Source organism: Nonomuraea endophytica, from assembly GCF_014203235.1.
Classification (GTDB): domain Bacteria; phylum Actinomycetota; class Actinomycetes; order Streptosporangiales; family Streptosporangiaceae; genus Nonomuraea; species Nonomuraea endophytica.
The window spans coordinates 13,266-37,942 of the sequence record NZ_JACHIN010000025.1; the positions used below are offsets into that span (position 1 = coordinate 13,266).

25 protein-coding genes are annotated in these 24,677 nt (G+C 71.9%); 10 read left to right on the plus strand and 15 right to left on the minus strand.

Annotated features, from left to right (window positions below):
• Genes HNR40_RS50225 through HNR40_RS50235 form a run of 3 tightly spaced genes read right to left on the minus strand, consistent with a single transcriptional unit; the run spans position 1 to position 3,061 of the window.
• Positions 1 to 807: a carbohydrate ABC transporter permease gene (locus HNR40_RS50225; RefSeq protein WP_221341820.1), complete on the minus strand. Its 807-nt coding sequence runs from the start codon at positions 805 to 807 to the stop codon at positions 1 to 3.
• 8 nt (positions 808 to 815) lie between these two features.
• Positions 816 to 1,751 carry a carbohydrate ABC transporter permease gene (locus HNR40_RS50230; RefSeq protein WP_221341821.1) on the minus strand — a complete coding sequence of 312 codons (936 nt, stop codon included), beginning with the start codon at positions 1,749 to 1,751 and terminating at the stop codon, positions 816 to 818.
• Positions 1,748 to 3,061 carry a glycoside hydrolase family 36 protein gene (locus HNR40_RS50235; protein WP_184975028.1) on the minus strand — a complete coding sequence of 438 codons (1,314 nt, stop codon included), beginning with the start codon at positions 3,059 to 3,061 and terminating at the stop codon, positions 1,748 to 1,750. The genes HNR40_RS50230 and HNR40_RS50235 overlap by 4 nt, the downstream gene beginning before the upstream one ends.
• Before the next feature lie 162 nt (positions 3,062 to 3,223).
• Between HNR40_RS50235 and HNR40_RS50240 the strand changes: the two genes are divergently transcribed.
• Entirely contained in the window at positions 3,224 to 4,426 is a 1,203-nt protein-coding gene (locus HNR40_RS50240) for an ROK family transcriptional regulator (RefSeq protein ID WP_184975030.1), read from the plus strand.
• Here HNR40_RS50240 and HNR40_RS50245 read toward each other — a convergent pair.
• Complete coding sequence (locus HNR40_RS50245) at positions 4,366 to 5,190, minus strand: phytanoyl-CoA dioxygenase family protein (protein ID WP_184975033.1); 825 nt, start codon at positions 5,188 to 5,190, stop codon at positions 4,366 to 4,368. The genes HNR40_RS50240 and HNR40_RS50245 overlap by 61 nt on opposite strands.
• Positions 5,191 to 5,272: 82 nt before the next feature.
• Here HNR40_RS50245 and HNR40_RS50250 point away from each other — a divergent pair, with 82 nt between their 5' ends.
• Positions 5,273 to 6,094 (plus strand): helix-turn-helix domain-containing protein, encoded by an 822-nt coding sequence (locus HNR40_RS50250; protein WP_184975036.1) that lies wholly within the window; start codon positions 5,273 to 5,275, stop codon positions 6,092 to 6,094.
• A 9-nt stretch (positions 6,095 to 6,103) separates the two neighbouring features.
• Positions 6,104 to 6,562, plus strand: coding sequence for a peroxiredoxin (locus tag HNR40_RS50255; RefSeq protein ID WP_184975039.1), 459 nt, complete (start codon positions 6,104 to 6,106; stop codon positions 6,560 to 6,562).
• On the opposite strand, the gene HNR40_RS50260 is transcribed toward HNR40_RS50255, so the two are convergent.
• From HNR40_RS50260 to HNR40_RS50275, 4 genes are all read right to left on the minus strand, one after another.
• Entirely contained in the window at positions 6,540 to 7,193 is a 654-nt protein-coding gene (locus HNR40_RS50260; protein ID WP_184975042.1) for a class I SAM-dependent methyltransferase, read from the minus strand. The two genes, HNR40_RS50255 and HNR40_RS50260, sit on opposite strands and share 23 nt — an antisense overlap.
• Positions 7,194 to 7,216: 23 nt before the next feature.
• Entirely contained in the window at positions 7,217 to 8,848 is a 1,632-nt protein-coding gene (locus tag HNR40_RS50265) for a DUF885 family protein (protein ID WP_184975045.1), read from the minus strand.
• A 335-nt stretch (positions 8,849 to 9,183) separates the two neighbouring features.
• Positions 9,184 to 10,581 carry an amidase gene (locus tag HNR40_RS50270; RefSeq protein WP_184975047.1) on the minus strand — a complete coding sequence of 466 codons (1,398 nt, stop codon included), beginning with the start codon at positions 10,579 to 10,581 and terminating at the stop codon, positions 9,184 to 9,186.
• A gap of 131 nt (positions 10,582 to 10,712) precedes the next feature.
• The gene (locus tag HNR40_RS50275) at positions 10,713 to 12,305 is read right to left on the minus strand and encodes a PucR family transcriptional regulator (RefSeq protein WP_184975049.1); all 1,593 of its coding nucleotides are present in this window, start codon (positions 12,303 to 12,305) and stop codon (positions 10,713 to 10,715) included.
• Between the two features lie 131 nt (positions 12,306 to 12,436).
• Between HNR40_RS50275 and HNR40_RS50280 the strand changes: the two genes are divergently transcribed.
• Genes HNR40_RS50280 through HNR40_RS50300 form a run of 5 tightly spaced genes read left to right on the plus strand, consistent with a single transcriptional unit; the run spans position 12,437 to position 16,421 of the window.
• A complete protein-coding gene (locus tag HNR40_RS50280; RefSeq protein ID WP_184975052.1) occupies positions 12,437 to 12,994 on the plus strand; it encodes a nitroreductase family protein in 558 nt (185 codons plus the stop codon).
• On the plus strand, positions 12,991 to 13,299 hold the full coding sequence (locus HNR40_RS50285; RefSeq protein WP_184975055.1) for a DUF6092 family protein: 309 nt from the start codon (positions 12,991 to 12,993) through the stop codon (positions 13,297 to 13,299). Before HNR40_RS50280 ends, HNR40_RS50285 begins: the two co-directional genes overlap by 4 nt.
• A gap of 5 nt (positions 13,300 to 13,304) precedes the next feature.
• On the plus strand, positions 13,305 to 13,787 hold the full coding sequence (locus tag HNR40_RS50290; RefSeq protein WP_184975058.1) for a RidA family protein: 483 nt from the start codon (positions 13,305 to 13,307) through the stop codon (positions 13,785 to 13,787).
• Between the two features lie 19 nt (positions 13,788 to 13,806).
• Positions 13,807 to 14,880: an S-methyl thiohydantoin desulfurase family protein gene (locus HNR40_RS50295; RefSeq protein ID WP_184975061.1), complete on the plus strand. Its 1,074-nt coding sequence runs from the start codon at positions 13,807 to 13,809 to the stop codon at positions 14,878 to 14,880.
• Positions 14,877 to 16,421 carry a hydantoinase/oxoprolinase N-terminal domain-containing protein gene (locus tag HNR40_RS50300; RefSeq protein ID WP_184975064.1) on the plus strand — a complete coding sequence of 515 codons (1,545 nt, stop codon included), beginning with the start codon at positions 14,877 to 14,879 and terminating at the stop codon, positions 16,419 to 16,421. Before HNR40_RS50295 ends, HNR40_RS50300 begins: the two co-directional genes overlap by 4 nt.
• 6 nt (positions 16,422 to 16,427) lie before the next feature.
• Here the strand turns inward: HNR40_RS50300 and HNR40_RS50305 are convergent, their stop codons facing one another.
• Both HNR40_RS50305 and HNR40_RS50310 read right to left on the minus strand, forming a co-directional pair.
• A complete protein-coding gene (locus HNR40_RS50305; RefSeq protein WP_184975068.1) occupies positions 16,428 to 17,051 on the minus strand; it encodes a maleylpyruvate isomerase family mycothiol-dependent enzyme in 624 nt (207 codons plus the stop codon).
• Between the two features lie 75 nt (positions 17,052 to 17,126).
• Entirely contained in the window at positions 17,127 to 17,435 is a 309-nt protein-coding gene (locus HNR40_RS50310) for a hypothetical protein (protein WP_184975071.1), read from the minus strand.
• A gap of 272 nt (positions 17,436 to 17,707) precedes the next feature.
• On the opposite strand from HNR40_RS50310, the gene HNR40_RS50315 reads away from it, so the two are divergent.
• Positions 17,708 to 18,409, plus strand: coding sequence for a PEP/pyruvate-binding domain-containing protein (locus HNR40_RS50315; protein WP_184975074.1), 702 nt, complete (start codon positions 17,708 to 17,710; stop codon positions 18,407 to 18,409).
• 131 nt (positions 18,410 to 18,540) lie between these two features.
• Here HNR40_RS50315 and HNR40_RS50320 read toward each other — a convergent pair whose 3' ends face one another.
• Entirely contained in the window at positions 18,541 to 19,953 is a 1,413-nt protein-coding gene (locus HNR40_RS50320) for an FAD/NAD(P)-binding protein (protein WP_184975077.1), read from the minus strand.
• An 88-nt stretch (positions 19,954 to 20,041) separates the two neighbouring features.
• Between HNR40_RS50320 and HNR40_RS50325 the strand changes: the two genes are divergently transcribed.
• Entirely contained in the window at positions 20,042 to 21,136 is a 1,095-nt protein-coding gene (locus tag HNR40_RS50325; protein ID WP_312896846.1) for a helix-turn-helix transcriptional regulator, read from the plus strand.
• Here the strand turns inward: HNR40_RS50325 and HNR40_RS50330 are convergent.
• From HNR40_RS50330 to HNR40_RS50345, 4 genes are read right to left on the minus strand one after another with little or no spacing between them, the layout of a single operon-like run.
• Positions 21,093 to 22,163, minus strand: a complete 1,071-nt coding sequence (locus HNR40_RS50330; protein ID WP_184975082.1) for a nitrilase-related carbon-nitrogen hydrolase — start codon at positions 22,161 to 22,163, stop codon at positions 21,093 to 21,095. The genes HNR40_RS50325 and HNR40_RS50330 overlap by 44 nt on opposite strands.
• A complete protein-coding gene (locus tag HNR40_RS50335) occupies positions 22,160 to 23,185 on the minus strand; it encodes an ABC transporter substrate-binding protein (RefSeq protein WP_184975085.1) in 1,026 nt (341 codons plus the stop codon). The genes HNR40_RS50330 and HNR40_RS50335 overlap by 4 nt, the downstream gene beginning before the upstream one ends.
• The gene (locus HNR40_RS50340; RefSeq protein WP_312896848.1) at positions 23,182 to 23,955 is read right to left on the minus strand and encodes an ABC transporter permease; all 774 of its coding nucleotides are present in this window, start codon (positions 23,953 to 23,955) and stop codon (positions 23,182 to 23,184) included. The genes HNR40_RS50335 and HNR40_RS50340 overlap by 4 nt, the downstream gene beginning before the upstream one ends.
• Positions 23,952 to 24,677, minus strand: coding sequence for an ABC transporter permease (locus HNR40_RS50345; RefSeq protein ID WP_184975088.1), 726 nt, complete (start codon positions 24,675 to 24,677; stop codon positions 23,952 to 23,954). Before HNR40_RS50345 ends, HNR40_RS50340 begins: the two co-directional genes overlap by 4 nt.

Below are 24,677 nucleotides of genomic sequence, written 5' to 3' on the forward strand. Positions count from 1 at the left end.
TCACTTCAGCCCGGTCAACACGACCGACCGGACGATGTAACGCTGGAAGAAAATGAAGATCACGACCATGGGGACCAGCGCGATGAGACCGCCGGACATGATCGCGGTGTAGTCGACCCCGATACCGACCTTGAGCGCCGCCAGGGCGACGGTGATGACCTTGGTCTCGTCGCCGCTGGTGATGATCAGCGGCCACATGAAGCTGTTCCACGAGGAGATCACGGTGATGATCGCCAGCGTGCCCAGCGCGGGCTTGCACAGCGGCAGCAGTACCCGCAGGAGGATCGTCAGCGGCCCGGCGCCGTCGATGCGCGCGGCCTCCTCCAGTCCCGCGGGCAGGCCGCGGAAGAACTGCCGCATGAGGAAGATCCCGTACGGCGTGCCGAGGATGTACGGCACCAGCAGCCCGCCCCAGGTGTTGATCAGGTCGAGCTGACGCATGATGAGGAACAGCGGGATGACCGTCACCGCGACCGGCACCATCATCGTCGCGACGAACAGCCAGAACAGGACCTCCCTGCCGCGGAAGCGGAGCCTGGCGAACGCGTAGGCGGCGAACGTGGTGAACACCAGCTGCCCGGCGGTCAGCGCGAGCGTCATGAGCAGCGTGTTCAGGATGAAGGTGGGGAAGTCGCCGCCGAGCAGCTTCTCCAGGTTGGCCGTCGTCATCGGGTCGCCGGGCAGCCAGGGCGCGGTGGTGTGGAGCTGGGCGCGGTCCTTGAAGGCGGTCAGCACGACCAGCAGATAGGGGAAGACGGAGACGAACGCGCCGATGACGAGGACGGCGTAGAGGAGGAATCGCTTCACGGTCTGCCTCAGCTCAGGTCGTAGGTGGTGCGCTTGCTGAAGAACCGGATCTGCGCCATCGTCACGAGCAGAATGATCAGGAAGAGCAGGATCGACAGCGTGGCCGCGTAGCCGAAGTCGAACTCCCTGAACGCGGTGTGGAAGATCTTGTAGTTGAAGACCGTCGTGGACTCGCTGGGCCCGCCCGCCGTCATCGAGTAGATGGTGTCGAAGGCCTGGAAGGCGCCGATCATGTTGGTCACCATGACGAAGAACATCGTGGGGTTGAGCAGCGGCAGCGTCACCCGGAAGAAGCGCTGGCGCGGCGTGGCCCCGTCGACGGAGGACGCGTCGTGCAGCTCCTGCGGGATCCCCTGCAACCCGGCGAGGAAGAACAGCATGTTGTAGCCGGTGTTCTGCCAGACGCTCACCAGGGCGACGGCCGGCAGCGCCAGCGACGTCTCCGACAGCCAGGCGGGCCCGGTGACGCCGAACACCTCCAGGAACCGGTTGATCGCGCCGTCCCTCGGGTCGAAGATCCAGCTCCAGACCAGGCCGAGCACCATCGGCGTGGCGATCCACGGGATCACGAACAGCGCGCGGAAGAACTTGATCCCCCTGAGCTTCTGGTTCACCAGCATCGCCAGCGCCAGCGCGAGCACCGTCTGCAGCGGGATGCACAGCAGGACGTACAGGACGGTGACGCCGAGCGAGCTCCAGACCGTGCCGTCGGCCGCCATCGCGACGTAGTTGTCCAGGCCGACGAAGACCGGGTCCGACAGCAGTTCCCAGTCGAACAGGCTGAGCCCGAAGACGATGAGCACGGGCAGCAGGAGGAAGGCGAAGACGCCGAACAGGCTCGGCGCGACGAACACGTAGGGGTGCAGGGAGTGCCAGCGGCGGCGCGCCTTGCCCCGGCGCCGGTGGCCGGTCGCCGCCGACAGGGGCCGCGCGTCGGCCGTCACGACGGATCCGTCCTGGTCGGGACCAGCAGGCGCCTGGTCGTCTCCAGTCCCCACGCGTCGAGCGCGGCGATCGGGTCGCTGGAGCCGCGCAGCCCGCCGGTGGCCGCGATGTGGGCGGCCCAGTCCTCGCGGGCCTCCACCTCGGGCCTGGCGATGAGGCAGTCGGGGTCGTTGACCCACCAGCGGGCGTGCAGGAACTCCCTGGCCGCCCCGGCCAGGCGGGCGCCGAGCTGCGACGGCTGGCTGATGTCGCCGGACCTCGGCAGCAGCGTGGGGGCGATGTCGGGGCTGACCCGCATGATGTCGACCAGGCCGAGGCTGGGCAGCATCGGGGCGCCGCAGCCGTGGATGGTGGCGCCGGGCCCGGCGCCCTCGCGGATCAGCTCCAGGCCCCTGCGGTAGGCGGCGATCGGGTCCACGTCCTGGTGGCGGCGGCCCGGGAGCGCGCCGGCGTAGATGTAGTCGAGCTTGAAGTGGGTGAGGCCGATCGCGGCCAGCCGCTCGAAGACGTGGACCAGGTGGGCGGCGGCGTCGGGGTGGGTGACGTCGAGGACGGCGAGGTCCTGGTCCCACATGTGCCCGGCGGAGACCCCGGGGACCAGCCAGTCGGGGTGCTCGCGGAAGATCCGGCTGTGATGGCCCGCGAGGAAGGGGGCGACCCAGATGCCGGCCCGCTTGCCGGCGTCGGTGATCGCGCCGACCGCGCGCTCCAGTGAGCCGAACTCCGGCCGTAAGTCCAGCCAGTCGCCGATCCCGGCCTCGTAGCCGTCGTCGATGAGGAACATGTCGGCGTCCACGCGGTGCCGCCGGGCCAGCTCCAGGTTCTCCAGCACGTCGGCCTCGGTGACCTTGTCCCAGTAGCCGTACCAGGTGCACCACATGGGTGGCACCGCGGGGAACGACCCGGGGGCGTGCCCGGTGGCGACCGTGCCGGCCCAGTCGCGCAGTGCCTGGTCGAGACTTTCGGAGGTACGGCTGTGCCGTACCGGGCCGTCGGCGGAGACGATCAGCCGGTCGTGCTCGCGCCGGGCCCGGATCGAGGGCACCTGCAGCGGGCCGGGCGCGGACCACAGCTCGACGGGACCGCCGTCGCCGGGGTCGATCGCGAGCAGGCCCTCGCCCTGGAACACGCCGGCGGGAACCGGCGTCTCGGGGCGGTAGCAGAGGGTCTGGATCGTGGGGTCGGCCGCACGGGGCGGCCGGTCGTCCAGGCGGTAGGCGCCTGTCGGGCTCCACGACTGCCAGCCGTGTTCGAAGACCAGCGCGTTCCGGGGGTCGCAGCTGACCTCACCGACGTCTGCGAACGGCATCAGGCTTGTTTCCTCTCGCTACTTACGAAGGAGTGCTTCATTAGTAGCACCGTCGCGTTCGGCGGGTCAATGCCGATTCCGGCGCGAAAACCAAGGAAAACGCGCCGAAGTGCGCACTGGCATACTGCTCACATAACCAGGAAAGCTCCATTAGGGAGGACGATGACGAACCTTCGCGGCGGTGACCTGTCCCGGCTGAGACAGCTCAACTCGCTGTCGGCCCTGCGCGAACTGCGCGGGGCCGGGCCGCTCACGCTGTCGGCCCTGGCCGAGCGGACCGGCCTGTCCAGACCCTCCACCAAAGACGTCGTCGACGAGCTCATCGAACTCGGATGGGTCGTCGAGGTCGCGCCCACCGCGGGCAGCATGGGCCGCCCCGCCCGGCGCTACCGCTTCCGCGCCGACAGCGGATACCTGGTGGGCATCGACATAGGCGCGCACAACGTCCGCGCCGCGCTGGCCGACCTCGACGGAGAGGTCCTGGCCGAGACCAGGCAGCCCGTCCTGCCCGAAGCCCCGCTCGCCGACCGGCTGGCCGCCATAGAGCGCGCCGTGGACGGCTGCCTCGCGCTGAGCGGCAAACGCATGACCGACCTCTGGACCGTCGCCGTCGGCACCAACGGCGTCGTCACCCGTGAGGGCCACGTCGTCTTCTCCGCCGCGATCCCCGCCTGGCGCGGCCTGGACCTGGCCGCCGAACTGCGCCGCATGTTCCCATGCGAGGTACTGATCGAGAACGACAGCAGGCTGGCCGTACTCGCCGAGTCCAAGCGCGGGGCCGCGCGCGGCGCCGGCGACGTCGTCTTCCTGCACATCGGACGCCGCATGGGCTCGGCTCTGATCATCGACGGCAAACTCCACCGAGGGTACGGCGCGGCAGCCGGCGAGATCGCCATGCTGCCCGAGGCGCGCTGGTTCGACGCCCCGGAGCACCTGCACGCCTGCCCCGCCGTACCCGCTGACGTGCCGCCAGAGGACGCGGCGGGACACACGCTCGCGGCGGCCAGGGACGGCGACCCCGTCGCCCTGACCTGCGTCGAACGCTTCGTCGACGACCTGGCCGTCGGCACCGCCGCCATGGTGCTGCTGCTCGACCCGGAGGTCGTCGTGCTCGGCGGCGGCTTCTCCCGCTCGGCCGACGTCCTGCTGCCGCCGCTGCGCGAGCGCCTCGAACGCGTGTGCATGCGCATGCCGGAGGTCCGCGCCTCGACGCTGGGGGAGGAGTGCGTGGTCTTCGGCGCCATCGAGTACGCCGTCGCCCACCACGACCGCCACCTGTTCGCCGACGACGGGGACCCCGGCGCTCAGCGGTCGCCGGGCTCTTCCGGGCACGGGTCGCCGACGTGGACGCGCGGCACCGGGTAGAGCACGGTGCGCCGCCGCTCCGGCAGCTCCTTGAGCCAGGCGTCGTCGTAGGCGTAGCCGTAGCGGCTGCCGGCCCAGACGGGGCCGTACCGGTAGATGAGGACGCGGCGCTCACCCGGGTTCGTCCGGGTGGAGCCGCCGTGCATCAGCCCGTCCACGAAGAGCAGCGCGTCACCCTTGTTCAGGTACGCAGGGATCGCGCCGGGCAGGGTGTCCATGCGGTCGCCGGCCGCGTAGTCGCCGGCCAGCGGATGCTTGAAGTTCGACTTGTGCGAGCCGGGCACCACCATCGTCGCGCCGTCGCCGGGACCGATGTCGGTGAGCGCGAGGATGATGTTGACCTGGCCGCAGCGGAAGACGCCGTGGTCGTAGCGGTAGCCGCAGCGCAGCGCCGTACGGTATCCGCCGGAGTGCACGGGATGGTGCCCGCCCGACTCCCTGATCGAGGCGATCGTCTCGTCGATGAAGACGCCGGGGATGTAGCTGTCCTCCTCGCCCGCGTAGTGCTTGACCAGCTCGAACCAGCTCGGATGGTCGATCAGCTCCTCGAACGGCCGCCCGGCCGCCACCGCCTGGTGCAGCTCGAAGCCGGTCTCCGGGGTGTAGTCGCGCCGCTGGCCGCCCCGGTACCACTCGCCGCGGGCCAGATCGCGCGGAAAGGCGTCGAACTCGGCGTTGAGCCGCGCCAGCAGATCCTGGTCGACCGCGTTCTCCAGGATCAGGTAGCCGTTGAGGTCGAACATGAAGTCGTCGAGCTCGGACATGGTGCGTACCTCCGCATCAAGGGGTGTTGTCCCCACCCTCCTTCGCCGCGCCCCCGCCGGGCATCCGGGTCAGATCGGCAAGGTGTCGCGTATTCTCAAGGTCGTGCCCCTCGCCCAGGTGATCGGCCTGCGGGCCTTCCACGTGACCTCGGGACCGATGCCGCGGTCCCACATCCACCCCGAGCTGGAGTTCAACCTCGTCCTGTCCGGCACCGCCCGCTACACCACCGCGGCGGGCCCGGTGGACCTGCCGCGCGGCAGGCTCGCGGTCTTCTGGGGCGGCTACCCGCACCGGCTGGTGTCCGAGCGCGACGTCGACTTCCTCTGGGTGACCGTCCCGCTGAGCGCCGTCATCGGCCAGCCCGCCCTGCAGAGCGCGCTCGACCGTCTCCTGCAGGGCCATTTCCTGTACGGCACCGCCCGCGAAGCCACCCACGACCGCTTCCTCATGCGCCGCTGGGAGGAGGAGCTGCGCCTGGGCCGCCGCCCGGTGGCCGACGAGGCCGAGATCTGCCTGCTGGAGCTGCACGCCAGGCTCGCCCGCCTCGCGACCGGCAGGCGACCGGCCACCGGCGCCGTGGAGGCCCGCTCGGCCGAGCGGATGCTCGCCGTCATCGCCCGCGGCTACACCGGCGACCTCACCGTGGAGGAGATCGCGCGGGCGGCCGGGGTCCACCCCACCTACGCGGCCATGGCCTTCAAGCAGGCGCTCGGCATGCCCATCTGGCAGTACGTCACCCAGCTCCGCCTCGCCCACGCCCGCCGCCTGCTGTCCGGCACCGACTGGGGCGTGGACCGGATCGCGCACGCCAGCGGCTTCCAGACCCGCTCCAGCTTCTACCGCGCCTTCCGCCAGGCCCACGACCAGACCCCCACCGAGTACCGCTCGGCAGGCGAGACGTAAGGTCGTCGCATGAGAACGGGCGACCTCGTCGAGGATTTCGAGCTTCCCGACGAGACGGGCCGGCCGCGCCGGCTGTCGGACCTGCTGGCGGACGGTCCCGTGGTGCTTTTCTTCTTCCCGGCGGCGATGACCGCGGGCTGCACCCGCGAGGCGTGCCACTTCCGCGATCTGGCGGCCGAGTTCGCGCAGGTGTCGGCGCGGCCCGTCGGCGTGAGCACCGACGAGGTGGAGAAACAGTGGGAGTTCACCGACACGCACCGGCTCGGCTACCCGCTCCTGTCCGACCCGGACGGCACGGTCACCGCCAGGTTCGGCGTCCGGCGCGGGCTGGCGCTGGCGCCGACCAGACGCCAGACCTTCGTGATCGACACCGACTTCCGGGTGCTGGCGGTGGTCAAGTCGGAGATCCGCATGTCCGTCCACGCCGACAGGGCACTCGAAGCGCTCAGAGCCCGCCGGGTCGGCTGAGCGGCCCGCGGGTGGCCGCCAGGTAGATGCGCCTGCTGGGGATCTCGTCGTCGTACGCCTCGCGGACGGTGACGTCGTCGACCTGGAAACCGGCCGTTTCCGCCGCGGCGCGCAGTTCGTCCGCGGTGTGCTCGGCCCAGTAGACCCGCAGTCCGCTGCCGAGCGGATCGGCGATGACGCCGTCGCCGGAGCCTTCCTTGGCGACGACCAGGAGCTGACCGCCCGGACGGAGCGCCGCCGCCCACGCGGTGAGCGTGGGCGGCAGTTCCCGCTTGGGCTGATCGTGCAGGGAGTAGTACGACACCAGGCCGTCGAGCGGCGGCGTGACGGCCCGCTGGTCCATCACCTCGAACCGGCATCCGGGCTGCTCGCTTCTGGCCAGCTCCACGCAGCGCGGCGACAGGTCGATGCCGAAGGCGTCCAGGCCGTGCCCGGCCAGCAGCGCGGTCACGTGACCGCAGGGCCCGCAGCCCGCGTCGCACACCCTGCCTCCGGCGCCGACCCGCTTGGCGAACGCCTCCAGGACCTCCCGGTCGAAGGGCTTGCCTTCGAGCTCGTGGCGGAACAGGCGCAGATAGTGATCGGCGCGCGCGTCCCAGGCCCGTACGACGTCCGAAGAGCTCCCATCCATGGCGACATCGTAGAGCCGGTCCGCTACGCGAGCTTGGCCAGCCGGTCGGCCTCCTCGACCTGGTCGGTGAGGCCGAGCGACTCCCACCGCTGGAGCGCGAGCGGCACGTTGCCCTCCAGCCAGAGCCGGTCGTGGAAGGCGCCGAGGTCGAACGCCGCGCCCTGGCGGCGGTGGGTGGCGGCCAGCAGATCGAGCACCTGCAGCTTGCCGATCTGATAGCTCAGCCCCTGTCCGGGGTTGCCCGCGAAGAACACGGCCTCCTCCCACGCCGTGGCCCGGTCCATCGGCACCGACTCGGCCAGGACGTCCGCCGCCTGGGCCAGCGTGAGATCTCCGAGCGCGAGCGCGATGTCCACCTCCACCCGCAGCGCCCGCAGCCGCATGGCGTTGGCCACGAACACGGCGCTGTGCGGGGAGCCGTCGAACAGCCCCGCCTGCAGCATGAGCTCCTCGTGGTAGAAGGCGATGCCCTCGTTGGCCGCCGAGTCGTAGTAGCGGCGCCGTACCGGATCGGGGTGGTGCCACGACAGCGCGAGCTGCTGGGCGTGCACGCCCTCGTGAGCGAGCTGGACCCGAGGGTCGCGGGCGGCGGCCAGCTCGAAGTACGGCAGGTCGGGGCGGGGCGGCTCGACGTATCTGATCGCGTCGGCGCCGGGCCGCGACTCGACGCCGATCTCGTGCGGCACGCCGAGCCACGCCAGCGGCGCCAGGTAGGCGGGCATCTCGGCGAAGAGGTAGCGGCGCAGGGTGGCGGGCTGGCTCAGCAGGCCCGAGTCCGTGTAGAAGGCCCGCAACGCCAGCTCGTCGGCCGCCTCCGCCTCGACCAGGGCGGCGGTGCCGGTGGGCAGGGTGGGGTCGGGCACCTCGCGGTGACGGTGCCGGAAAGTGGCCTCCAGCGCCTCGGCCCGGTCCCATTCCTGGCGTCCCATGGCACGCACCTGCTCGGCTCCGTACGGCAGGAGCGCCACCTCGTGCAGGAAGAAGGCGAGCGCACTGGGCCCGACGGCCGTCCGGTCGGTGAAGCCCGGCACCTGCTCGCGCAGCCAGGCGGCGAAGTCGTCGAGCGCGCCTACTGCCGTTTCCGTCGTCTCGCTCAGCCGCGTGGCGTCCGGCAGAAGTGGTGCGAGGGCGGACATCCCGGCTCTCAGCGACGGCCCCGCGCTTTCCAGCAGCGTCAGCGCCGACCGGGCGAACGGCGCTGCGGCGTGACCCGCCAGGTTCTCGCGGCCCTGGGCCAGCACCGAGGGGATCGCGCCCAGCGCGGCGACGATCGAGGCGGCCCGCGCCGCGGTGAACGGCGGGGCGGGCAGGAGCTGGTTGTAGACGGCCACCAGCGCCTGGTCCAGGTAGAAACAGGGGTTGCGCTGCCAGGCCCGCAGCACGTCCAGCTCCCATCGCACCCGGGCGAGCGCCGACCCGAGCAGTCTGGCGTCGACCCTGACCGAGACGGGCGCGTCATCGAGGTCGAGCGCGCGCAGCTCCGCGTCGAAGGACCGCCACGTGTCCCGCCGGGCCGCCACCGCGGCCGCCGACCAGTCCGGCACCCAGCCGGGCGGACGTTCGACCCTGGTGATGTCGTCGCCGCTGTCGGGAGCGGCCGCGACCCGCCACCGCCAGAAGCGCTCCGCCAGATCCCCGAGTGCACCCGCGCTCATCAGTCCCCCTTCTGAGGTGTGTCCGGACACAACAGCACCTTCACCCCCATGCCTACACCAACGTGCGGCTGTTCGTCGCCCCGCGGTGACCCGGCGGGCGAGCGCCTGCCTCCACTGTCGTCCGGCCCGGCCGTCCTCGCGTTACGACGGCCGGGCCGGGTGTTTCCCCGTGTCGCGCCTCGCCGGGGAGCGAATCCGATGCCCCGGGCATGGCCGGCGACGACACGGCTCCCGCGGACTGCGCGGAAGCGTTCGGGCGGGCGATCGCCGCGGTGCCCTCAGTGTGCCGAAGGCGCGGCATCGGGCGGCATCCCCCTTTCGGAGGATCACCCCGGTCAGGGGAGCGTCACCTGGTGCCGCGACTGGAGAAACGGCGGGACGAGGCGGGAGGCGATCTGGAGCAGGAGGTCCTCCCGGCCGTGGGCGGCGACGGCCTGGACGCCGATCGGCAGCCCGGCGGCGCTCCGGCCGAGCGGGAGGCTGATCGCGGGCTGGCCGGTGACGTTGTACAGGGCCGTGAACGGCCCGTACTCCAGCTGTGCCCGCACCCATCCGGCCACCGAGTACGACGGGTCGTCGTAGCACAGGGTGCCGTGCGGCAGCGGTGGTTGCGCCACTGTCGGCGTGAGGAGCAGGTCGTAGCGGGTGAAGAACGTCCCCGCCGTACGGCGCAGCCGCTCCTGTGTCTCGAACGCGGTCAGCAGGTCGAACACGCCCAGCTCCGCCCCCTCCTCGAACACCCGCCGCGAGACCGCCTCCAGCAGCGCCGGTTCGGGCGGGCGCGGCGCGTGCCTGAACACCCCGGTCAGGAACGCGATCTGCGGCGCCACCACGGCCTCGACGAGTTCCTCCGCGGACACGGCCGGCCGGTCCCGCTCGACGTGGTGTCCCTGCTCCTCCAACCGCAGGGCCGCCCGGTCGGTGGCCGCCGCCACCTCGGCGTCGACGGGGGTTCCCGGCCACGCCTCGGTGCTGACCGCGACGCGCAGCCGTACCGGCTCGGCGTGCAGTTCGCTCGCGTACGGCCGCGCGGGCGCGGGCGGCACGAACCGGTCACCGGGCGCGGGGCCGCCCAGCGCGTCGAGCAGGTGCGCGGCGTCGCGGACGGTCCTGGTCAGCACGAAGTCGTGGCTGAGCCCGAACATCGGCTCACATCCCACCCGCCCGCGCGTCGGCATGAGGCCGATCAACCCGCAGCACGAGGCGGGAATCCGGATGGAACCGGCGCTGTCGCTGGCGTGCGCCGCGGGTACGGCTCCCGCCGCCACGAGCGCGGCGGCGCCGCCGCTGGATCCGCCGACACCGTGCGCGAGGTTGAACGGGTTGCGGGTGGGGCCGGTCCTGACCGGTTCGGTGGTGAAGGCGATGCCCAGCTCCGGCATCGTGGTCAGGCCCAGCGTGGCCAGCCCGGCGGCGCGGAAGCGGCGCATCAGGTCGCTGTCGCTCCGGGCCCGCACGCCGCTGCCGAGGCTGCGGCTGCCCAGGTAGAAGGGCACGCCCTCGGCCATGGGGCCCATGTCCTTGATGAGGAAGGGCACGCCGGTGAAGGGCGCGTCGGCGGCGTGCCGGAGGGCGGTGTCGAACAGGGGCGCGGCGAGGGCGTTGAGCCGCTGGTCGGCCAGGGTGAGCGCCTGCCTGGCGACGGTCTCGACCTCGTCGGCGGTGATCTGGCCGCTCCGGAGAAGGGCGCTGAGACCGACGGCGTCGTACTCCATGTATTCGTGAATGTTCATGAGATGTCCGTTCCTCGATCAGGGGCATGACTGCTGGCGACAGGGCGGGCCGCCCTGTCGTGATCGAGGTGGTTCTACGCTCGGTCCATCACGGCCCATCATGCCCATCGCGCACGCGGCCGTCGAACGCTTTATCGCACGCTCGCCACGCGGCAGGCCAGTTGCAGCAGGAGGCGGTGGTCGGCGTTGTCGCCGTCCATGTCGAGCAGGTCGAGCAGCCTTTTGACCCGGTTGGCAATGGTGTTGCGGTGCACGCCGAGCGCCGCCGCCGCGTCGCCGGGGGAGCCCGGGTGGTCGAGGAAGGCCTGGAGCGTGCGGATGGCCTCGTCCTTGCGCCGCGGGCCGAGCTCGTCCAGCGGGGCCAGCAGCCGGTCGACGACGACGCGCGAGCTGTTCATGGCGTACCACTGCAGCAGCACGCGCCGGAACCCGAGGTCGCGGAAGGCGAGCGGTCGGTCCTGGTGGCGGGCGGTGCGCGCGGCCGCCCCGCCGGCGCGGGCCTCGGTCGCGGACGTCTGCAGGCCTTCGAGCCCCTGGTAGGAGCCGCCGACACCGCAGTACATGCGCAGGCCGGCGAACTGCTCCTTGAGCCTGGCGAGTACGGCGGTCGCGGTGCGGGCGAGCGCCTTCGGCTGGGTGACGGCGGGTTCTGACCGGTCGGTACGCACCAGCGTGAGCGCGCTGCCGGCATCCGCGCGGTGCCAGTCGGCGCCGTCGTTCAGGGCCGCCTGCAGCGCCAGGCGGCGGGCCTCGACGGTGAGCTCGTGGCGGGCGGCCTCGCCGCCGGTGAGGCTGTCGAGGTTGTCCAGCTCGATGTGGATCACGGTGTGCCAGCCGTCGACGACGAAGCCCGCGCGCCGCGTCCTGGCCAGGAGCGGCCCGGCGTCCTCGGGCGCGCTCAGCAGCAGCTCCGCCAGCAGCGCCGCCCGCGACGCCGCCGGTCCTTCCGAGGTACGGCGGGCCCGCTCGATAGCGTGCCCGGCCAGCGAGGCGGCCCGATGCAGCACGAGCCGCACCACCGCGTCGGCGGCATCCCCGGTGTCCCTGGCGTCATTGGCGGGCGCGCACCGCAGCCGCGCCCGCACCGCCCCGGCGACCGTCACGGGCACCCCCTCGCCGCCGGGCCGACGCTCGACGGTGACGGGCACTCCTTGGCCGTCCAGGCGGTGCTCGACGGTGACAGGCACTCCTTGGCCGTCCGGGCGGTGCTCGACGGTGATGGGCAGGCCGAGCTCGTGTCCGGCCAGCGCGGCCAGTTCGCCGATCGGGTCGGGCCCCGGCTCGGCCCGGTCCAGCGCCGCCAGTGCGGCCGCCGCCCGGGAGATCGTGCGCATCGGCCCGAGGGCGATCTCCTGCTCGATCGCGATCACGAGCCGCGCCAGGTCCGTGCCCCGCTCCACCGACAGCAGCGAGAGCCCGCGCCGCTCGGCCAGCGTGCTGACCGTCAGCGGCAGCGGTCGGTCCAAGGGCAGCCCGACCAGGGCGAGCGCGGCCACGTTCGCACTGGCGGCGAAGCGCACGGCGACGTCCAGCAGGTCGGGGTTGATCTCGTCGGAGGCCCGGCCGGTGCAGACCCCGGCCTGGCCGTGGCGTGCGGGCGGGATGGCCCGCATGTCCTCGATGAGCGTGACCTCCGCGATGTCGCGGGAGTGCCCGGCGTCGCAGAGCACCGTGACGGCCCGGCCGATGTCGGGCCTGAGCAGAAGTTCGCGGACCACGGTCATCAGCCGCACGGTAGTCCCAGGTGTGCGATGTGCACAAGATACGAATTTGAGATGTGCTATCGCACATATCCCATTTGTCCGGCCCGGCTTAGGGTCATGCACAACCTTCCCGAACCCCCCAGGGAGCGCACATGATCGATGCCAAGCCGCTCGACGTCGCCGACGGCATGCGGCGCCGCCGTATGCACCGGATCTTCGAGGACCGCCCGGTGCCCGCCGAGGTCCTGGGCCGCATGGCCTGGGCGGCGGCCCGCGCCCAGCAGGCCCGCTCGGGTGTACGCCACGTGGTCGTCGTCGACGATCCGGTGCTGCTCGCCACCGCGCGGCAGGTGCTGCCGGGGTTCCTGAACAACGCCCCGGCCATGCTCGCCCTGTGCACCGACCTCGACCAGGCCGGCGCCACCGGCGGCCCGCGCATGGTCGAGCACGTCAGCCGCCTGGACTCCGGCGCGGCCTGCGCGCACCTCGCGCTGATGGCGCAGACGCTTGACCTGGGCGTCTGCACCGTCACCAGCTGGGCGGACGAGGCGGTCCGCGCGCTGTTCGGGCTGCCCGCGCACATCCGTCCCGACGTGACGGTCGCCGTCGGCTACGTCACCAAGGAGACGGCCTCGCCCGCGGTGCGCGGGTTCACCTCGGGGCTGCACCACAACGCCTTCGGCGCCGCGTTCGAGGACGGCGCCCGATGACGGCCGCCGATGAAGGGCTGAGCCGCGCCCTCTACGAGACCGTCACGGTGCTGGTCTGCAGCGCGCCGCTCGCCCTGGACGAGACCAGGCTGCTGTCGGCGTTCCGCATGCTCGACGCGGCCGACCGGCTCATGGGGATCATGGCCGATCACGACGACGACTTCCTGCGGCGGGCGCGGGCCGACTTCGCCGACCACCGCATGCTGGCCATGACCGACCAGGCCGCCTTCACCGACTGGATGTCGCGGTACGTGGCCGGCTTCGCCGCGCAGGCGCTGCGCCGTACCCGCGCGGAAGGGGTGTGAGCGGGATGGGCGTCGAGGCGCGCATCAGGGAGCTCGGCCTGGTCCTGCCCGCGCCGCTCGTGCCGCCGGACGGGCTGCGGCTGCCCTTCCCGTCGGTGCGGGTGCGGGGGAACCGGGCCTATCTGTCCGGGCACGGGCCGTTGCTGCCGGACTGGTCGGTGGACGGCCCCGCCGGGCGGGTCGGCGCCGAGGTGAGCGTCGAGGAGGGGTACGCGGCGGCCAGGGCGACCGGGCTGCACATGGTCACCAGCCTGCGCGCGGCCCTCGGCGACCTGGACAGGGTGACGGCCTGGCTGCGGGTGTTCGGCATGGTCAACGTGGCGCCGGGGTTCACCCGGATGCCCGCGGTGGTCAACGGCTTCTCCGACCTGATCCACCAGTTGTGGCCGGAGGAGAGCGCGGTGCACGCGCGCTCGGCCGTGGGAGTCGCTTCGCTCCCGTTCGGCATTCCGGTGGAGATCGAAGCCGAAGTGGAGATCGACGGATGAACCATCAGGAGGTGGGTTCGTGAACAGCATCACGCTCGACGACGTCGAGGACCTCGCGCTCGGCGCGGTCGTCCTGGGCACCGGTGGCGGCGGTGACCCCTACATCGCGAAGATCATGCTCCGCGAGGCCATCGCCAAGCACGGCCCCATCGAGATCGTCAACGCCGCCGACCTCGACCCGGACGGCCTGCTCCTGCCGATCTGCATGGTCGGCGCGCCCACGGTGGTCGTGGAGAAGTTCCCGAACGGCGACGAGGCCGGCCGGGTGCTCAGGGCCCTGGAAAGCCATCTCGGCCGCACCGGCGTGGCCGTGTTACCGCTGGAGAACGGCGGCCTGAACTCGTTGTTCCCGCTCGTGGTCGCCGCCGAACTGGGGCTGCCCTGCGTGGACGCGGACGCGATCAGGCGCGCCTTCCCGCAGATCGAGATGAGCCTGTTCACCCTCGCCGGGCTCTCCTCCACGCCGATGACCATGGCCGACTCCATGGGCAACTACGTGTTCTTCGACTCCGTCGACAACGCCACCGGCGAGAAGCTGGCCCGCTCGTGCGTGGCGCAGATGGGGATGCTCGCGGTGGTCAGCGCCTACGCCGTCACCGCCGGCGAGTGCGCGCGGTTCGGCGCGAACGGCTCGCTGACCTACTGCCTGGAGATCGGGCGCAGGATCCGGGCGATCCAGGAGGGCCGGCCGGGAGCGTACGCGGAGTTCCTGCGGTTCTGCGAGGCCGAGATCCTGTTCACCGGCAAGGTGGCCGACATCGAACGCCGCACCACCGGCGGCTGGGCCAGGGGCACGATCACGCTGACCCACCTCGACGACCCGGGCCGTGCCATGCGCGTGGAGGTGCAGAACGAGAACCTGATCGCCTTCGAGGACGGCGAGCCGAAGGCGATGGTCCCCGACCTCATCACCCTGCTCGACACCGAGACCGGCACCGCCATGACCACCGAGGCGGTCGCCTACGGCCAGCGGCTGCACGTGATCGCGATGCCGGCGCTGCCGCAGTGGCACACGCCGGAAGGGCTCGCGCTGGCCGGACCGCGCGCGTTCGGCTACGACCTCGACTTCGTGCCCATCGGAGGGACCCGATGACGACCATCCGCATCGGCATCGACGTCGGCGGCACCAACACCGACGTCGTCGCCATCGACCCCGCCGGACAGGTCGTGACGTGGCACAAGACCCCCACGACCGCGACGCTGTTCGACGGCATCGAGGCCGGCCTTTCCGCCGTGCTCGCCCGGGTACGGCCCGCCGACGTCAGCCACGTGATGCTCGGCACCACCCACCCGGTCAACGCGCTCATCGCCAGAAGCAACCTGGCCAGGGTCGGCGTGCTGCGCATCGGGGCGCCGGCCACGATGTCGATCTCGCCGCTGGCGGACTGGCCTCGGGACCTGGCCGGCTTGGTGTGCGCGTACAGCGCGGTCGTGCGCGGGGGCCACGAGTTCGACGGCAGCCCGATGGGCCCGCTCGACGAGGACGCCGTGCGCGCCTTCGCCAAGGCCTGCGGCGCCACCGTCGACGCCATCGCGCTGACCGGCGTGCACTCCCCGGCCAACCCCGAGCACGAGATCCGCGCCGGCCAGATCCTCGCCGAAGAGCTCGGCCAGAACTTCCCCGTCACCCTGGGACACCAGATCGGCGGGCTGGGCCTGCTCGAACGCGAGAACTCCGCGACGCTCAACGCGGCGCTGCGCTTCGTCGGCGCCGAGGTGGTCACCGGCCTCGAACAGGCGCTGTCCGCGCACGACCTGCGGGCCGAGATCTACATGACGCAGAACGACGGCACGCTGCTGAGCGCGGCGGAGGCGGCCCGCCGGCCGGTCATGACGATCGGCTCCGGCCCGACGAACTCCATGCGCGGCGCCGCCCACCTGTCCGGGCTGGCCGACGCGATCATCATGGACGTCGGCGGCACCTCCACCGACGTCGGCATGCTCGTCAACGGCTTCCCGCGCGAGTCGGCCCTCCCGGTCGAGATCGGCGGCGTACGCACGAACTACCGCATGCCCGACCTCATCTCCGTCGGCCTCGGCGGCGGGACGGTGGTCCGCGCGGAGGAGGACCTGCGGATCGGGCCGGACAGCGTCGCGCATCGGCTGACCGAGCGCGCCCGCGTCTTCGGCGGCGACACGCTCACCCTCACCGACGTGTCGGTCCTGGCCGGACGCCTCTCGGCGGGCGAGCCCGGCCGCGCGGCCGACGTGCCCCGCCCGCTCGTCGCGCAGGCGCTGTCCTGGGTGGACGAGCGGATCGGCAGGCTGGCCGACCGCATCAAGGTGGCCCGCTCCGACCTGCCGCTGGTCGCCGTCGGCGGCGGCGCGCACCTGATCCCGGACGAGATCCCGGGCGTCAGCACCGTGCACCGCCACGAGTACGCGGCGGTCGCCAACGCCATCGGCGCCGCCATCGCCGAGGCGTCGGGCACGCTCGACCGGACCTACCAGTTCTCCGACGGCGGCCGCGAGGCCTGCCTCGACGCCGCCAAACGAGCGGCCGTCGACGCCGCGGTACGCGCCGGAGCCGACCCCGCCGGCACCCGCATCACCGCCATCACCGAGATCCCCATCTCCTACCTGCCCGGCGACAGCGTCCGCGTCCAGGTCAAGGCCACCGGCCCGCTGACCTGACGCTTCTCAGGAGCCGGTGAACCGGGCGGCCGCGGCCCCGGACAGCCGCCCGGCCGGCAGCCTCCTGCCGGTGACGGCCAGCAGGATGTCCTGGGCAGAGCCGCTGACGAGGTCGCCGGTGCCGGCGCTCCATTCGAGGTCGTCGGCGGCGAAGCGGACCCCGTCGAGGTCGGCGCCGAAGAACGTGATGCTCTTGGCCGTCAGGTCGGCGGGCATCGCCAGCATGAGGCGGTCCGGCGGGACCTTCCTGTCCAGCCCGAGCGGGAGCGTCATGTCGAGCCCGTGGATCACGTCGTGCCGCAGCGCCTCCCCGGGCCCGCCGCCCGGCGGGGTCCAGGGGTGCTCGGCGTTGTCACTCAGGGCGGCCACGAGCCGCCCGGTGTCCATCGCCGCGGCGTCCCGCCTGGCCAGACGGTCGGAGGCGCGGTGGAAGTCGCCGCGGGCGCGCAGGATGGACAGGACGACTCGTGGCATGGAATACCTGAAGGCCATGCTCAGGTGGGCGGCGACCGCGCGTACCGGCCAGCCCGCGCACAGCGAGGGCGTCTGCCACTGCTCGGGGGTCAGCCCGGCGAGGAGCGCGGCCAGGTCGCGCCGCTCGGCGGCGATGGCCGCCTGGACGTCGGTCATGGGTTCTGCCTTTCTCCGATGCGTGCTCACGCCTCATGACGCGCGAGCACCCGGAGAATCGACAGCCCTCAGCGGTCAGATGGAATCGTCGTGCCCGGCCAGCAGCGGATCGCAGACCGGGACGGTCTCGTAGTCTTCCCCCGCCACCGGGCGGATGTCCTGCCAGTGCACCCAGCGCACGTGGCCGCTGTGCCGTACGCCGTCGTGGGTGTTGAGCGTCTGCGGCCGCCGCAGCAGGTAGCCCCAGCGCTCGCCGTCGCGGTCGTCGCCCCAGGCGAGCAGGTAGCGCGCCTCGCCGCGGTCGGCCACCGGAAACATCGCCTCCGCGTACTCCACGATCGGCGGACGCCACAGATCGGGCAAACCCTTCGGTTTCAGCTCCATGAGATCATTATATAGGAACAGGTGTTCGACTGGGTGCTGTTTGGGCCGCGTTCTCGGACTCTTGCCGGTGTCGGTCGATGTCCCTGGCCAGGCGATATGTCGGGAAAAGCCAGGCCGCCCAGGCCGGGCGGTAGCCCACCTGGCGGAGCAGGGCGAGGAAGTAGGACTTGACGGCCTCGGGGGGCTCGGTGTCGGGGTAGGCACTATCGCGCCGTTCAGCATCTCCAGGCGACCTGGACGTCCCGCTCGGGGGAAGCTGCCCGCGCTCGCGGGTGCGCAGCAGCGCCGCATGCTCGGCCGCCCGCCGTGCGCGTTCCGGTACGCCGGCAGCAGCTCGGGATAGTCGTCCACCGCGCCATAGGGGCGCCGACGACCGCGAGGCCATCGCCGCCGCCTGCGCCCGGCTGCGCGCCGCCATCGAGCACCTGCCCGTCCCCGAGCCGATCCGGTACGACGTCGTAGCCCGCCTGAGCCGGATGGGTGGCGGGAACGTGGCCTGCGCGGTGCGTTCCAGCGCCACGGCCGAGGACCTGCCGTCCAGTTCCTTCGCCGGCCAGCAGGACACGTACCTGAACGTGCGGGGCGCCGACGCGGTGATCGACGCCAGGTTCGGGCTGGGGGAGGCGTTCGTCTCCGGGCTGGTCGACGCCGACAACTACCGGGTCAGAGCCGGCCGGATCATCGGCAGGAAGATCGCCGTGCAGACGAAGGAACTGCGCGCCCGGCCGGACGGCGGCACCGAGGAGCGCCAGGTCGAACCCGCCAGGCAGCACGCGCAGACGCTCGACGACGCGCGGATCCGGCGGCTCGAAGCGCTGGGCCGGACGATCGAGGCGCACTTCGGCGCGCCCAGGACATCGAGTGGGCGTTGCGCGACGGAGAGTTCCACATCCTGCAGAGCCGGCCGTGTCCATCGGCGCGCGGCAGGCCCCCGGCCACAATCGAGAGCACCCAGCCTGAGGAGGACCCGATGACAGGGGAACCCGGGTTGATGACGGACAGGGTGATCATGCCGCGGCCGATCACGTTGTTCGCCGACCCGTGGGTGAAGATCCCGGTCGGGGCACGGCGTCGCCGACCCGCGCGGAATCGGCCAGGCGGTCGGCTACTGATCGGCCAGGGCTTGGGCGGTGGCGGCGGCTTGGGCGGCGACCGCCGGGATGCTGGAGGTCACGAACGTTCCGCCCGCCGCCAGATCGCCCACGACGTGCAGCGGAGCGCCGGCCGGCACCTCCAGCCCGCCCTCGGGCCCTGTCGTCGCCAAGCCATCGGCCAGCAGCGAGGCGACCAGGGACGCGGCGGCCTCCGGTACCGAGTGCGGCGCCGGGTTCACGGCGTTGACCACGACGTCAGCCCGCAGGCCACCGTCGGCACGCAGGCCGCTCTCCGCCCGCGGGTCGTTGTCGGTGGTCGTGATGTGGAAGCCCGGAACCACCGCGCGCAGGCCGCGGACGAGCGTGAGCTGGCCGCGCGCCAGCAACCGGTCGAGCTGGACGGCGTTGACCGGGACCATCGGCGAGCTGACGCTGACGGCCGTGCGGCGGTGTTCACCGGTCAGCCGGTCGCGGTCCTCCAGAACGCCCCAGGTCAGCGGGCCCAGCGTGTGCGCCGCCTGCTGCACGATCCGGCGGCCCAGCTCCGGCGCGTCGATCGCGGCGAGCTGGCGGCGCAGCCGTACGACCGGATCCTCGAACGGGGTGGCCAGCAGGTCGGCGGCGAAGGCGTCGAAGTCCTTGCCCAGCTCGTCCAGCTCCGCGCGCAGCAGCCGGGCCACGTCGCCGGTCGTGCGGACGTCGCGCAGCCGGGCCGCCGTCAGGTGCCGTGGCTCGTAGCGGACCGGGCGCTGCCACACGTGGGGCAGGACGCCGCTGCGTGACATCAGGGTGATCGGGCCCGCGTGGCCCGCCGAGGCGAGGGCGACCACCACGTCGACCGCGGTCAGCCCGCTGCCGATCACCGCGACCGCGCTGTCCGAAGGCACGTCCGGCAGGGTGCGGGCGAGGGGGTAGGGGTCGGCGACGTAGCCGGGCGTGCCCGCCAGGCCGAAGAGGTCGTGCGGGGTGCCGCCGCCGACGCACAGCACGACCCGGTCCACGGCCTGCTCATCGCCGCCGGACGTGCGCACCACCAGCTCCGCGCCGTGCCGCGCGACGCGGGTTACGCGGTCGCGGCGGACGTCCACGGGCAGTCGCGCCATGGCGGCTGTGGCGACCTCGCGCAGGTACTCGCCGTACAGGGCGCGGGGCACCAGCGGCGCGCCGAGGCGCTCGTCCAGGTGCGCCGCCGCCCGTTCGCCGAGCCAGCGCGCGTAGTGCTCCTGGTCGCCGTGGCGGATCGACATGATCACGGGCGGCGCGTTCACCCGCACGGCGTCAAGGTCGGGCCCGTAAGCCCGCCCGCTCCACAGCCGCGCCGACGGCTCGAACACGGTGACCGAGGACGGCCGCGCGTCCAGCAGGGCGAGGGAGTCGAGCAGGGCGACCGCGGCGGCCCCGCCTCCGACGATGGCGATTCTCATGGGGGAGATGCTGGCCGCCGCCCCGCCCCGGGCCCATCCCTCATCTGGGGGATGCGCGTCCGCGCCCATGAACAGGCAGGGTGGGGGAGTGGGTTCTCCTTCAGCGGTACGGCGGCGCCGTACCGACGTGCTGACTCGCGCGGAACGGGCGGAACACGCCGACGAGCTGTTCGCCGTCACCTCGGCGCGGCTGCGGCGGGTCGTGGCCTTCGACGCCTCGGTGTGGTCGGCGACCGACCCCGAGACCGGCCTGGTCACCGCCCCGATGCGGGTGGAGAACCTCGGCGGCGGCGAGCACTGCGCTGCCTACTGGGAGAGCGAGATCCTGGGCGAGAGCCCGTTCGCCTTCCGCGACCTGGCCCGTGCCGAGGTGGCCGTGGCGAGCCGGCGGCACGACGGCCGTCGCCCCTGGCAGGCGGAGAACGAGGAGCTTCGCGCGGTCCTGCGCACCGGCCGGCGGACGTGGGGCGTGGTGAGCCTGTTCCGCGACAAGGGGCGGGCGCCGTTCGGGCCGGAGGAGCTGGAGTTCGTGGCGAGCCTGTCGGCGCCGCTGGCCGCGCGCCTGCGCTCCTTCGCCCGGCCCTCGGACGTACGGCCGGCGCCCGACGCACCGGGTCCGGGTCTGGTGCTGTTCGACGCGTCGGGACAGGCGACGTCGGTCAACGAGGAGGCCCGCCACTACCTGGCCAGGCTCCCCGCGGGCCCGTCCGCGGGCAGCGACCTGGGTGTGCGCCTGCCGATCTGGATCGTCACCGCCGCCCTGCAGGCCCGCGCCTGCCCGCCCGGTCAGGCCGCCCGGGTGCGCATCCGCACCGCCGACGGGCACTGGCTGGTGTGCCACGCCTCCGCCCTGAGCGGGCCCGGCGGGTCGGCGGGCCCGATCGTCCTGGTCATCGAGCCCGCCGCCGCCTCCGACATGGCGGTCATCGTGGCCGAGGCGTACGAGCTGTCGCCCCGCGAGCTGGAGATCACCCAGCTGATCGCGCTCGGCCTGACCACCGGGGAGATCGCCGGCCGCCTGTTCATCTCCCACCACACCGTCCGCGACCACGTCAAGGCGGTCTTCGCCAAGGTCCGGGTCTCCAGCAGGGGTGAGCTGGTGGCCCGCCTGTTCGCCGAGAACTTCTGGCCGCGCCGGGTCAGGACTTCTCCGGACGTACCCAGATATCGCGATCGTGCATGAGCTCGATCTGCCGGTTGATGACCTCGGAACGGAACTCCGCGTGGCTGTACGGCTTGCGCGTCAGGTACATGTTCTTGGGGTAGATGGGCTGGTCGTAGATGACGCGGTACTGCTCGGTCTTCAGGTCCTTGATCCAGTTGTCCCACTGGGCGGTGGACCGGAAGTGGCGCAGGGCGCCGATGTCGATTGTGCCCGCGACCCAGGACGAGCCGCCGCTGTAGTCGTGCCGGCCGGCCACCTGCCCCTTGTAGTCGACGATCATCGACTGGCCGCCGAAGGTGTCGATCGGGTCCTCGGAGTCGGCGTCGAGGTAGTAGGTGCCGAGGTTGCAGGCGATGAGGTAGGCGTTGTTGTCCAGGGCCCTGGCGCGGTTCTGCACCTCGTAGATGCCGTTGCCGGCGTGCGGGTGGGGATACGGTCCCCGGTAGATGATCTCGGCGCCGTTCATGGCCAGGCCGCGGGCGTTCTCCGGGTAGGAGCCCTCGTTGGCCATGAGGATGCCGATGCGGCCGATCTCGGTGTCGGCGACCGGGTAGAAGCTGTCGAGCGTCTCGCCGTAGAGCTCCACCCAGCGGTCCCACACGTCGTGGGGCGTCACCGAGTGCTCCACCGGCAGCAGCGGCACCGTCTTGTAGTGCTTGAGGACGATCTCGCCGCGCGGGTCGATGACGAAGCCGAGGTTGAAGAAGAGGCCGGGGAACTCCGGGTGGCGGGCCTTGGCCTGGGCGATGAGGTACGCGTCCCACTGGACGGCCAGCTCGGCCAGCCGGGCGGTCTCCGGGCCGGGCACGTCGATGGCGCAGGTGGCGGCGTAGTCCTCGTGGTCCAGGTCGAGGACCTCGTCGTTGAAGCCCTGGAGCGCGCCTTCCGGGATCGCGATCAGCCGTACCGGGAGGTCGAGGCTGGACAGCCATGAGGCGGCCTTGATCAGGTGGCCGATGTGGTCGATGTTGCGGTTGATGTCCTCACGGGTACGGATGCCGCGCATGGTGGGCACGAGCCCCACCGCCTGATAGGGAGCGATCATGACGAGGCGCCTCCGGCCAGCATCGGTGTGACGTCGAACTTCTGCTTCAGGTAGCCGAACTCGAGCATCAGGTCCGCCACTCGCTGCAGCCGCGCGGCGTCGACGGACGTGGAGTAGCCGCCGAGCTTCATCTCGCCGGCCGTGGCACGGTCGATCTTCGTGTACTTCTCCAGGGCAGGGGCGATCTCGGCGGGGCTGGCGACGGCCAGGTCGGCGGCCTTGCGCACGGCCCGCTGGAAGCCGGCCACGGCCTTCGGGTTGCCCCGCGCGAAGGCCTCCGTGGTGAGGTAGCCGGAGATCGGGAAGTCGGCGGTGGGCCCGGTGAAGAGGTCGCTCAGCACGACCGCCCCCTTCCTGGCCGCCGCCTGGTGGAACGGCTCGGGCAGGAAGGCCACGTCCACCTGGTCTCCCTCCAGCGCCGCGGCCATCTCGGGGAAGGGCCGCTCGACGAACCTGACGTCGGCCGGGGTCAGCCCGGCGGGCTTCAGCAGGGCGCTCACCGACAGCGTGGCCACGTTGTTCAGCGTGTTGACGCCGATCGTCGCCCCCTTGAGCCCGGCGACCGTGGTGATCGGCGAGCCCTTCTTCGTCATGAGGACGAAGTTGCCGGGCTTGGCCACGTAAGCATCGCCAATGATCTTGGTCTTGACCACGCCGCCGGCGGAGGCGGCCAGGGCGGAGACGTAGTTGCTGTGCAGGACGTCGAGCTTGCCGGAGACCAGGTCGGGCATCGCCGCCGCGCCGCCCGCGATCACCTCGACCTCGACTGTGAGTCCCTCGGCCGCGAAGTAGCCCTTGTCGATGGCGAGTTGCACGGGAGCCACCTCGGGAAGGGCCAGCATGCCGATCGTGATATCGGTCTTTTCCCGGCTATTTTCCTGCCCGGCCGAATTGCCGCCGCACGCGGCGATCGCCAATGTGACGGCACAAAGGAGAGAAAAGCGGCGAAACTCTAACACGAGAGCTCCAAGGGCCGATATGACCGTGATCTTGAGACTACCCGTGAATTGCCGCCATGTCATGACCTATTACCTTGCGCGGTGTCATGCCAGGTGAGGATGCGGCGTTCCAGATAAAGAAAGCCCTGGTTGAGCAAATAGCCCAGCACGCCCAGCAGGACGATGGCCCCCCAGACGCCCGGCAGGTCGAAGGCCCGCTGCGCGGCGCGGAGCTGGAAGCCGATGCCCTCGGTGCTGAAGAACTCCGCGATGACCATGAGAATCAGGGCCAGGGAGAGGCTGAGCCGTAGCCCGGCGAAGATCTTCGGTGCGGCGGCCGGAAGGATCACCCTGAACAGGCGCTGCCCGCGCGAGAGGCCGAAGACCCGCGCCGTGTCCAGATGCAGCGGGTCCACGTGCCGGGCCCCGTCGGCCGCGTTGAACAGCACCGGCCACACGATCCCGAACGTGATCACCGCGATCTGCATGCGGGTCCCCGTCGAGAACAACGCCAGCATCATCGGCAGCAGCGCGGGCGGCGGCAGCGCCCTCCCGAACTGGATGGCCGGATCGAGGAGCCGGTGGAGCAGCGGCGACCGGCCCAGGGCCACCCCCAGCGCGACACCGGCCACGCCCGACACGACCCAGCCCGCGAGCAGCCGGCCGAGGCTCGGCGGGAAGTTGGCCAGAGCCACGTCGTTCAGCCAGAGCCGGGCGGGGGAGCCGGTGAACCACAGCTCGCGCATGCGCGCCACGATCACCGACGGCGGCGGGAAGAAGGGGTGCGCCATGGCCCGCGTGGCCAGCTCCCAGATCAGCAGGACGGCGGGCGCCACCACGACCCGCGCGATCACCGGGCCGCCCGCCAGTGGAAGAGGCGGCGTTCCGCCCAGGCGAACGCGCCGTTCGTGACGACGCCCAGCACTCCGGCCCACACGGTGGCGGCCACCGTGAGCGTGAGCCCGTCGGGGCTGCTGCCGGCCAGGATGATGAACGCGCCGATCCCGCTCGACCCGCCGGCCAGCAGTTCGGTGCTGATGGCCAGGATGAGGGCGATCGTCGCGGCCACCCGGATCCCGGTCGCGATGAACGGCGCCGTGCTCGGCAGCGAGACCCGGAGCAACACCGCGATCCGGCCGAAGCCGAAGGCCCGGAGTGTCTCCTTGGCCAGGGGATCGACCTCCTTGAGGCCGTACATGGTGTTGATCAGCACGGGCCAGACGGAGGCGTACACGATCATCGCGATCTTCATGTCGAGCCGCTCGCTGAAGACGAAGGCGGCCAGCGGGATGAGCGCCACGGACGGGATGGGCCGCAGGAACTCGATCACCGGCCGCAGCGCCGCCTCGATCGGCGGCACGCTGCCGAGCAGGAGCCCCGCCGGTACGGCCACCGCGACGGTGAGCAGCAACCCCAATGCCCAGCCCGCGAAAGTGGCGCCGACATCCAGCAGGAATTCGGGATCCACGGCGAGTCGCGCGGCGGTGACGAGCACGGTGGAGGCCAGCGGGAATTGCGCCGTGGAGACGATTCCCAGCCTGCCGGCCGCCTCCGCGAGAACAAACAGGCCGGCCAT

What these genes read in the sequence shown, in the direction of transcription:
- HNR40_RS50285 (WP_184975055.1), top strand. Translation starts at nt 12,991, where the DNA reads ATGACGGCCGCCGATGAAGGGCTGAGCCGCGCCCTCTACGAGACCGTC.
- HNR40_RS50330 (WP_184975082.1), bottom strand. Translation starts at nt 22,163, where the DNA reads ATGATCGCTCCCTATCAGGCGGTGGGGCTCGTGCCCACCATGCGCGGC.
- HNR40_RS50300 (WP_184975064.1), top strand. Translation starts at nt 14,877, where the DNA reads ATGACGACCATCCGCATCGGCATCGACGTCGGCGGCACCAACACCGAC.
- HNR40_RS50275 (WP_184975049.1), bottom strand. Translation starts at nt 12,305, where the DNA reads ATGACCGTGGTCCGCGAACTTCTGCTCAGGCCCGACATCGGCCGGGCC.
- HNR40_RS50280 (WP_184975052.1), top strand. Translation starts at nt 12,437, where the DNA reads ATGATCGATGCCAAGCCGCTCGACGTCGCCGACGGCATGCGGCGCCGC.
- HNR40_RS50265 (WP_184975045.1), bottom strand. Translation starts at nt 8,848, where the DNA reads ATGAGCGCGGGTGCACTCGGGGATCTGGCGGAGCGCTTCTGGCGGTGG.
- HNR40_RS50305 (WP_184975068.1), bottom strand. Translation starts at nt 17,051, where the DNA reads ATGACCGACGTCCAGGCGGCCATCGCCGCCGAGCGGCGCGACCTGGCC.
- HNR40_RS50335 (WP_184975085.1), bottom strand. Translation starts at nt 23,185, where the DNA reads ATGACATGGCGGCAATTCACGGGTAGTCTCAAGATCACGGTCATATCG.
- HNR40_RS50260 (WP_184975042.1), bottom strand. Translation starts at nt 7,193, where the DNA reads ATGGATGGGAGCTCTTCGGACGTCGTACGGGCCTGGGACGCGCGCGCC.
- HNR40_RS50245 (WP_184975033.1), bottom strand. Translation starts at nt 5,190, where the DNA reads ATGTCCGAGCTCGACGACTTCATGTTCGACCTCAACGGCTACCTGATC.
- HNR40_RS50290 (WP_184975058.1), top strand. Translation starts at nt 13,305, where the DNA reads ATGGGCGTCGAGGCGCGCATCAGGGAGCTCGGCCTGGTCCTGCCCGCG.
- HNR40_RS50255 (WP_184975039.1), top strand. Translation starts at nt 6,104, where the DNA reads ATGAGAACGGGCGACCTCGTCGAGGATTTCGAGCTTCCCGACGAGACG.
- HNR40_RS50320 (WP_184975077.1), bottom strand. Translation starts at nt 19,953, where the DNA reads ATGAGAATCGCCATCGTCGGAGGCGGGGCCGCCGCGGTCGCCCTGCTC.
- HNR40_RS50240 (WP_184975030.1), top strand. Translation starts at nt 3,224, where the DNA reads ATGACGAACCTTCGCGGCGGTGACCTGTCCCGGCTGAGACAGCTCAAC.
- HNR40_RS50270 (WP_184975047.1), bottom strand. Translation starts at nt 10,581, where the DNA reads ATGAACATTCACGAATACATGGAGTACGACGCCGTCGGTCTCAGCGCC.
- HNR40_RS50310 (WP_184975071.1), bottom strand. Translation starts at nt 17,435, where the DNA reads ATGGAGCTGAAACCGAAGGGTTTGCCCGATCTGTGGCGTCCGCCGATC.
- HNR40_RS50235 (WP_184975028.1), bottom strand. Translation starts at nt 3,061, where the DNA reads ATGCCGTTCGCAGACGTCGGTGAGGTCAGCTGCGACCCCCGGAACGCG.
- HNR40_RS50345 (WP_184975088.1), bottom strand. Translation starts at nt 24,677, where the DNA reads ATGGCCGGCCTGTTTGTTCTCGCGGAGGCGGCCGGCAGGCTGGGAATC.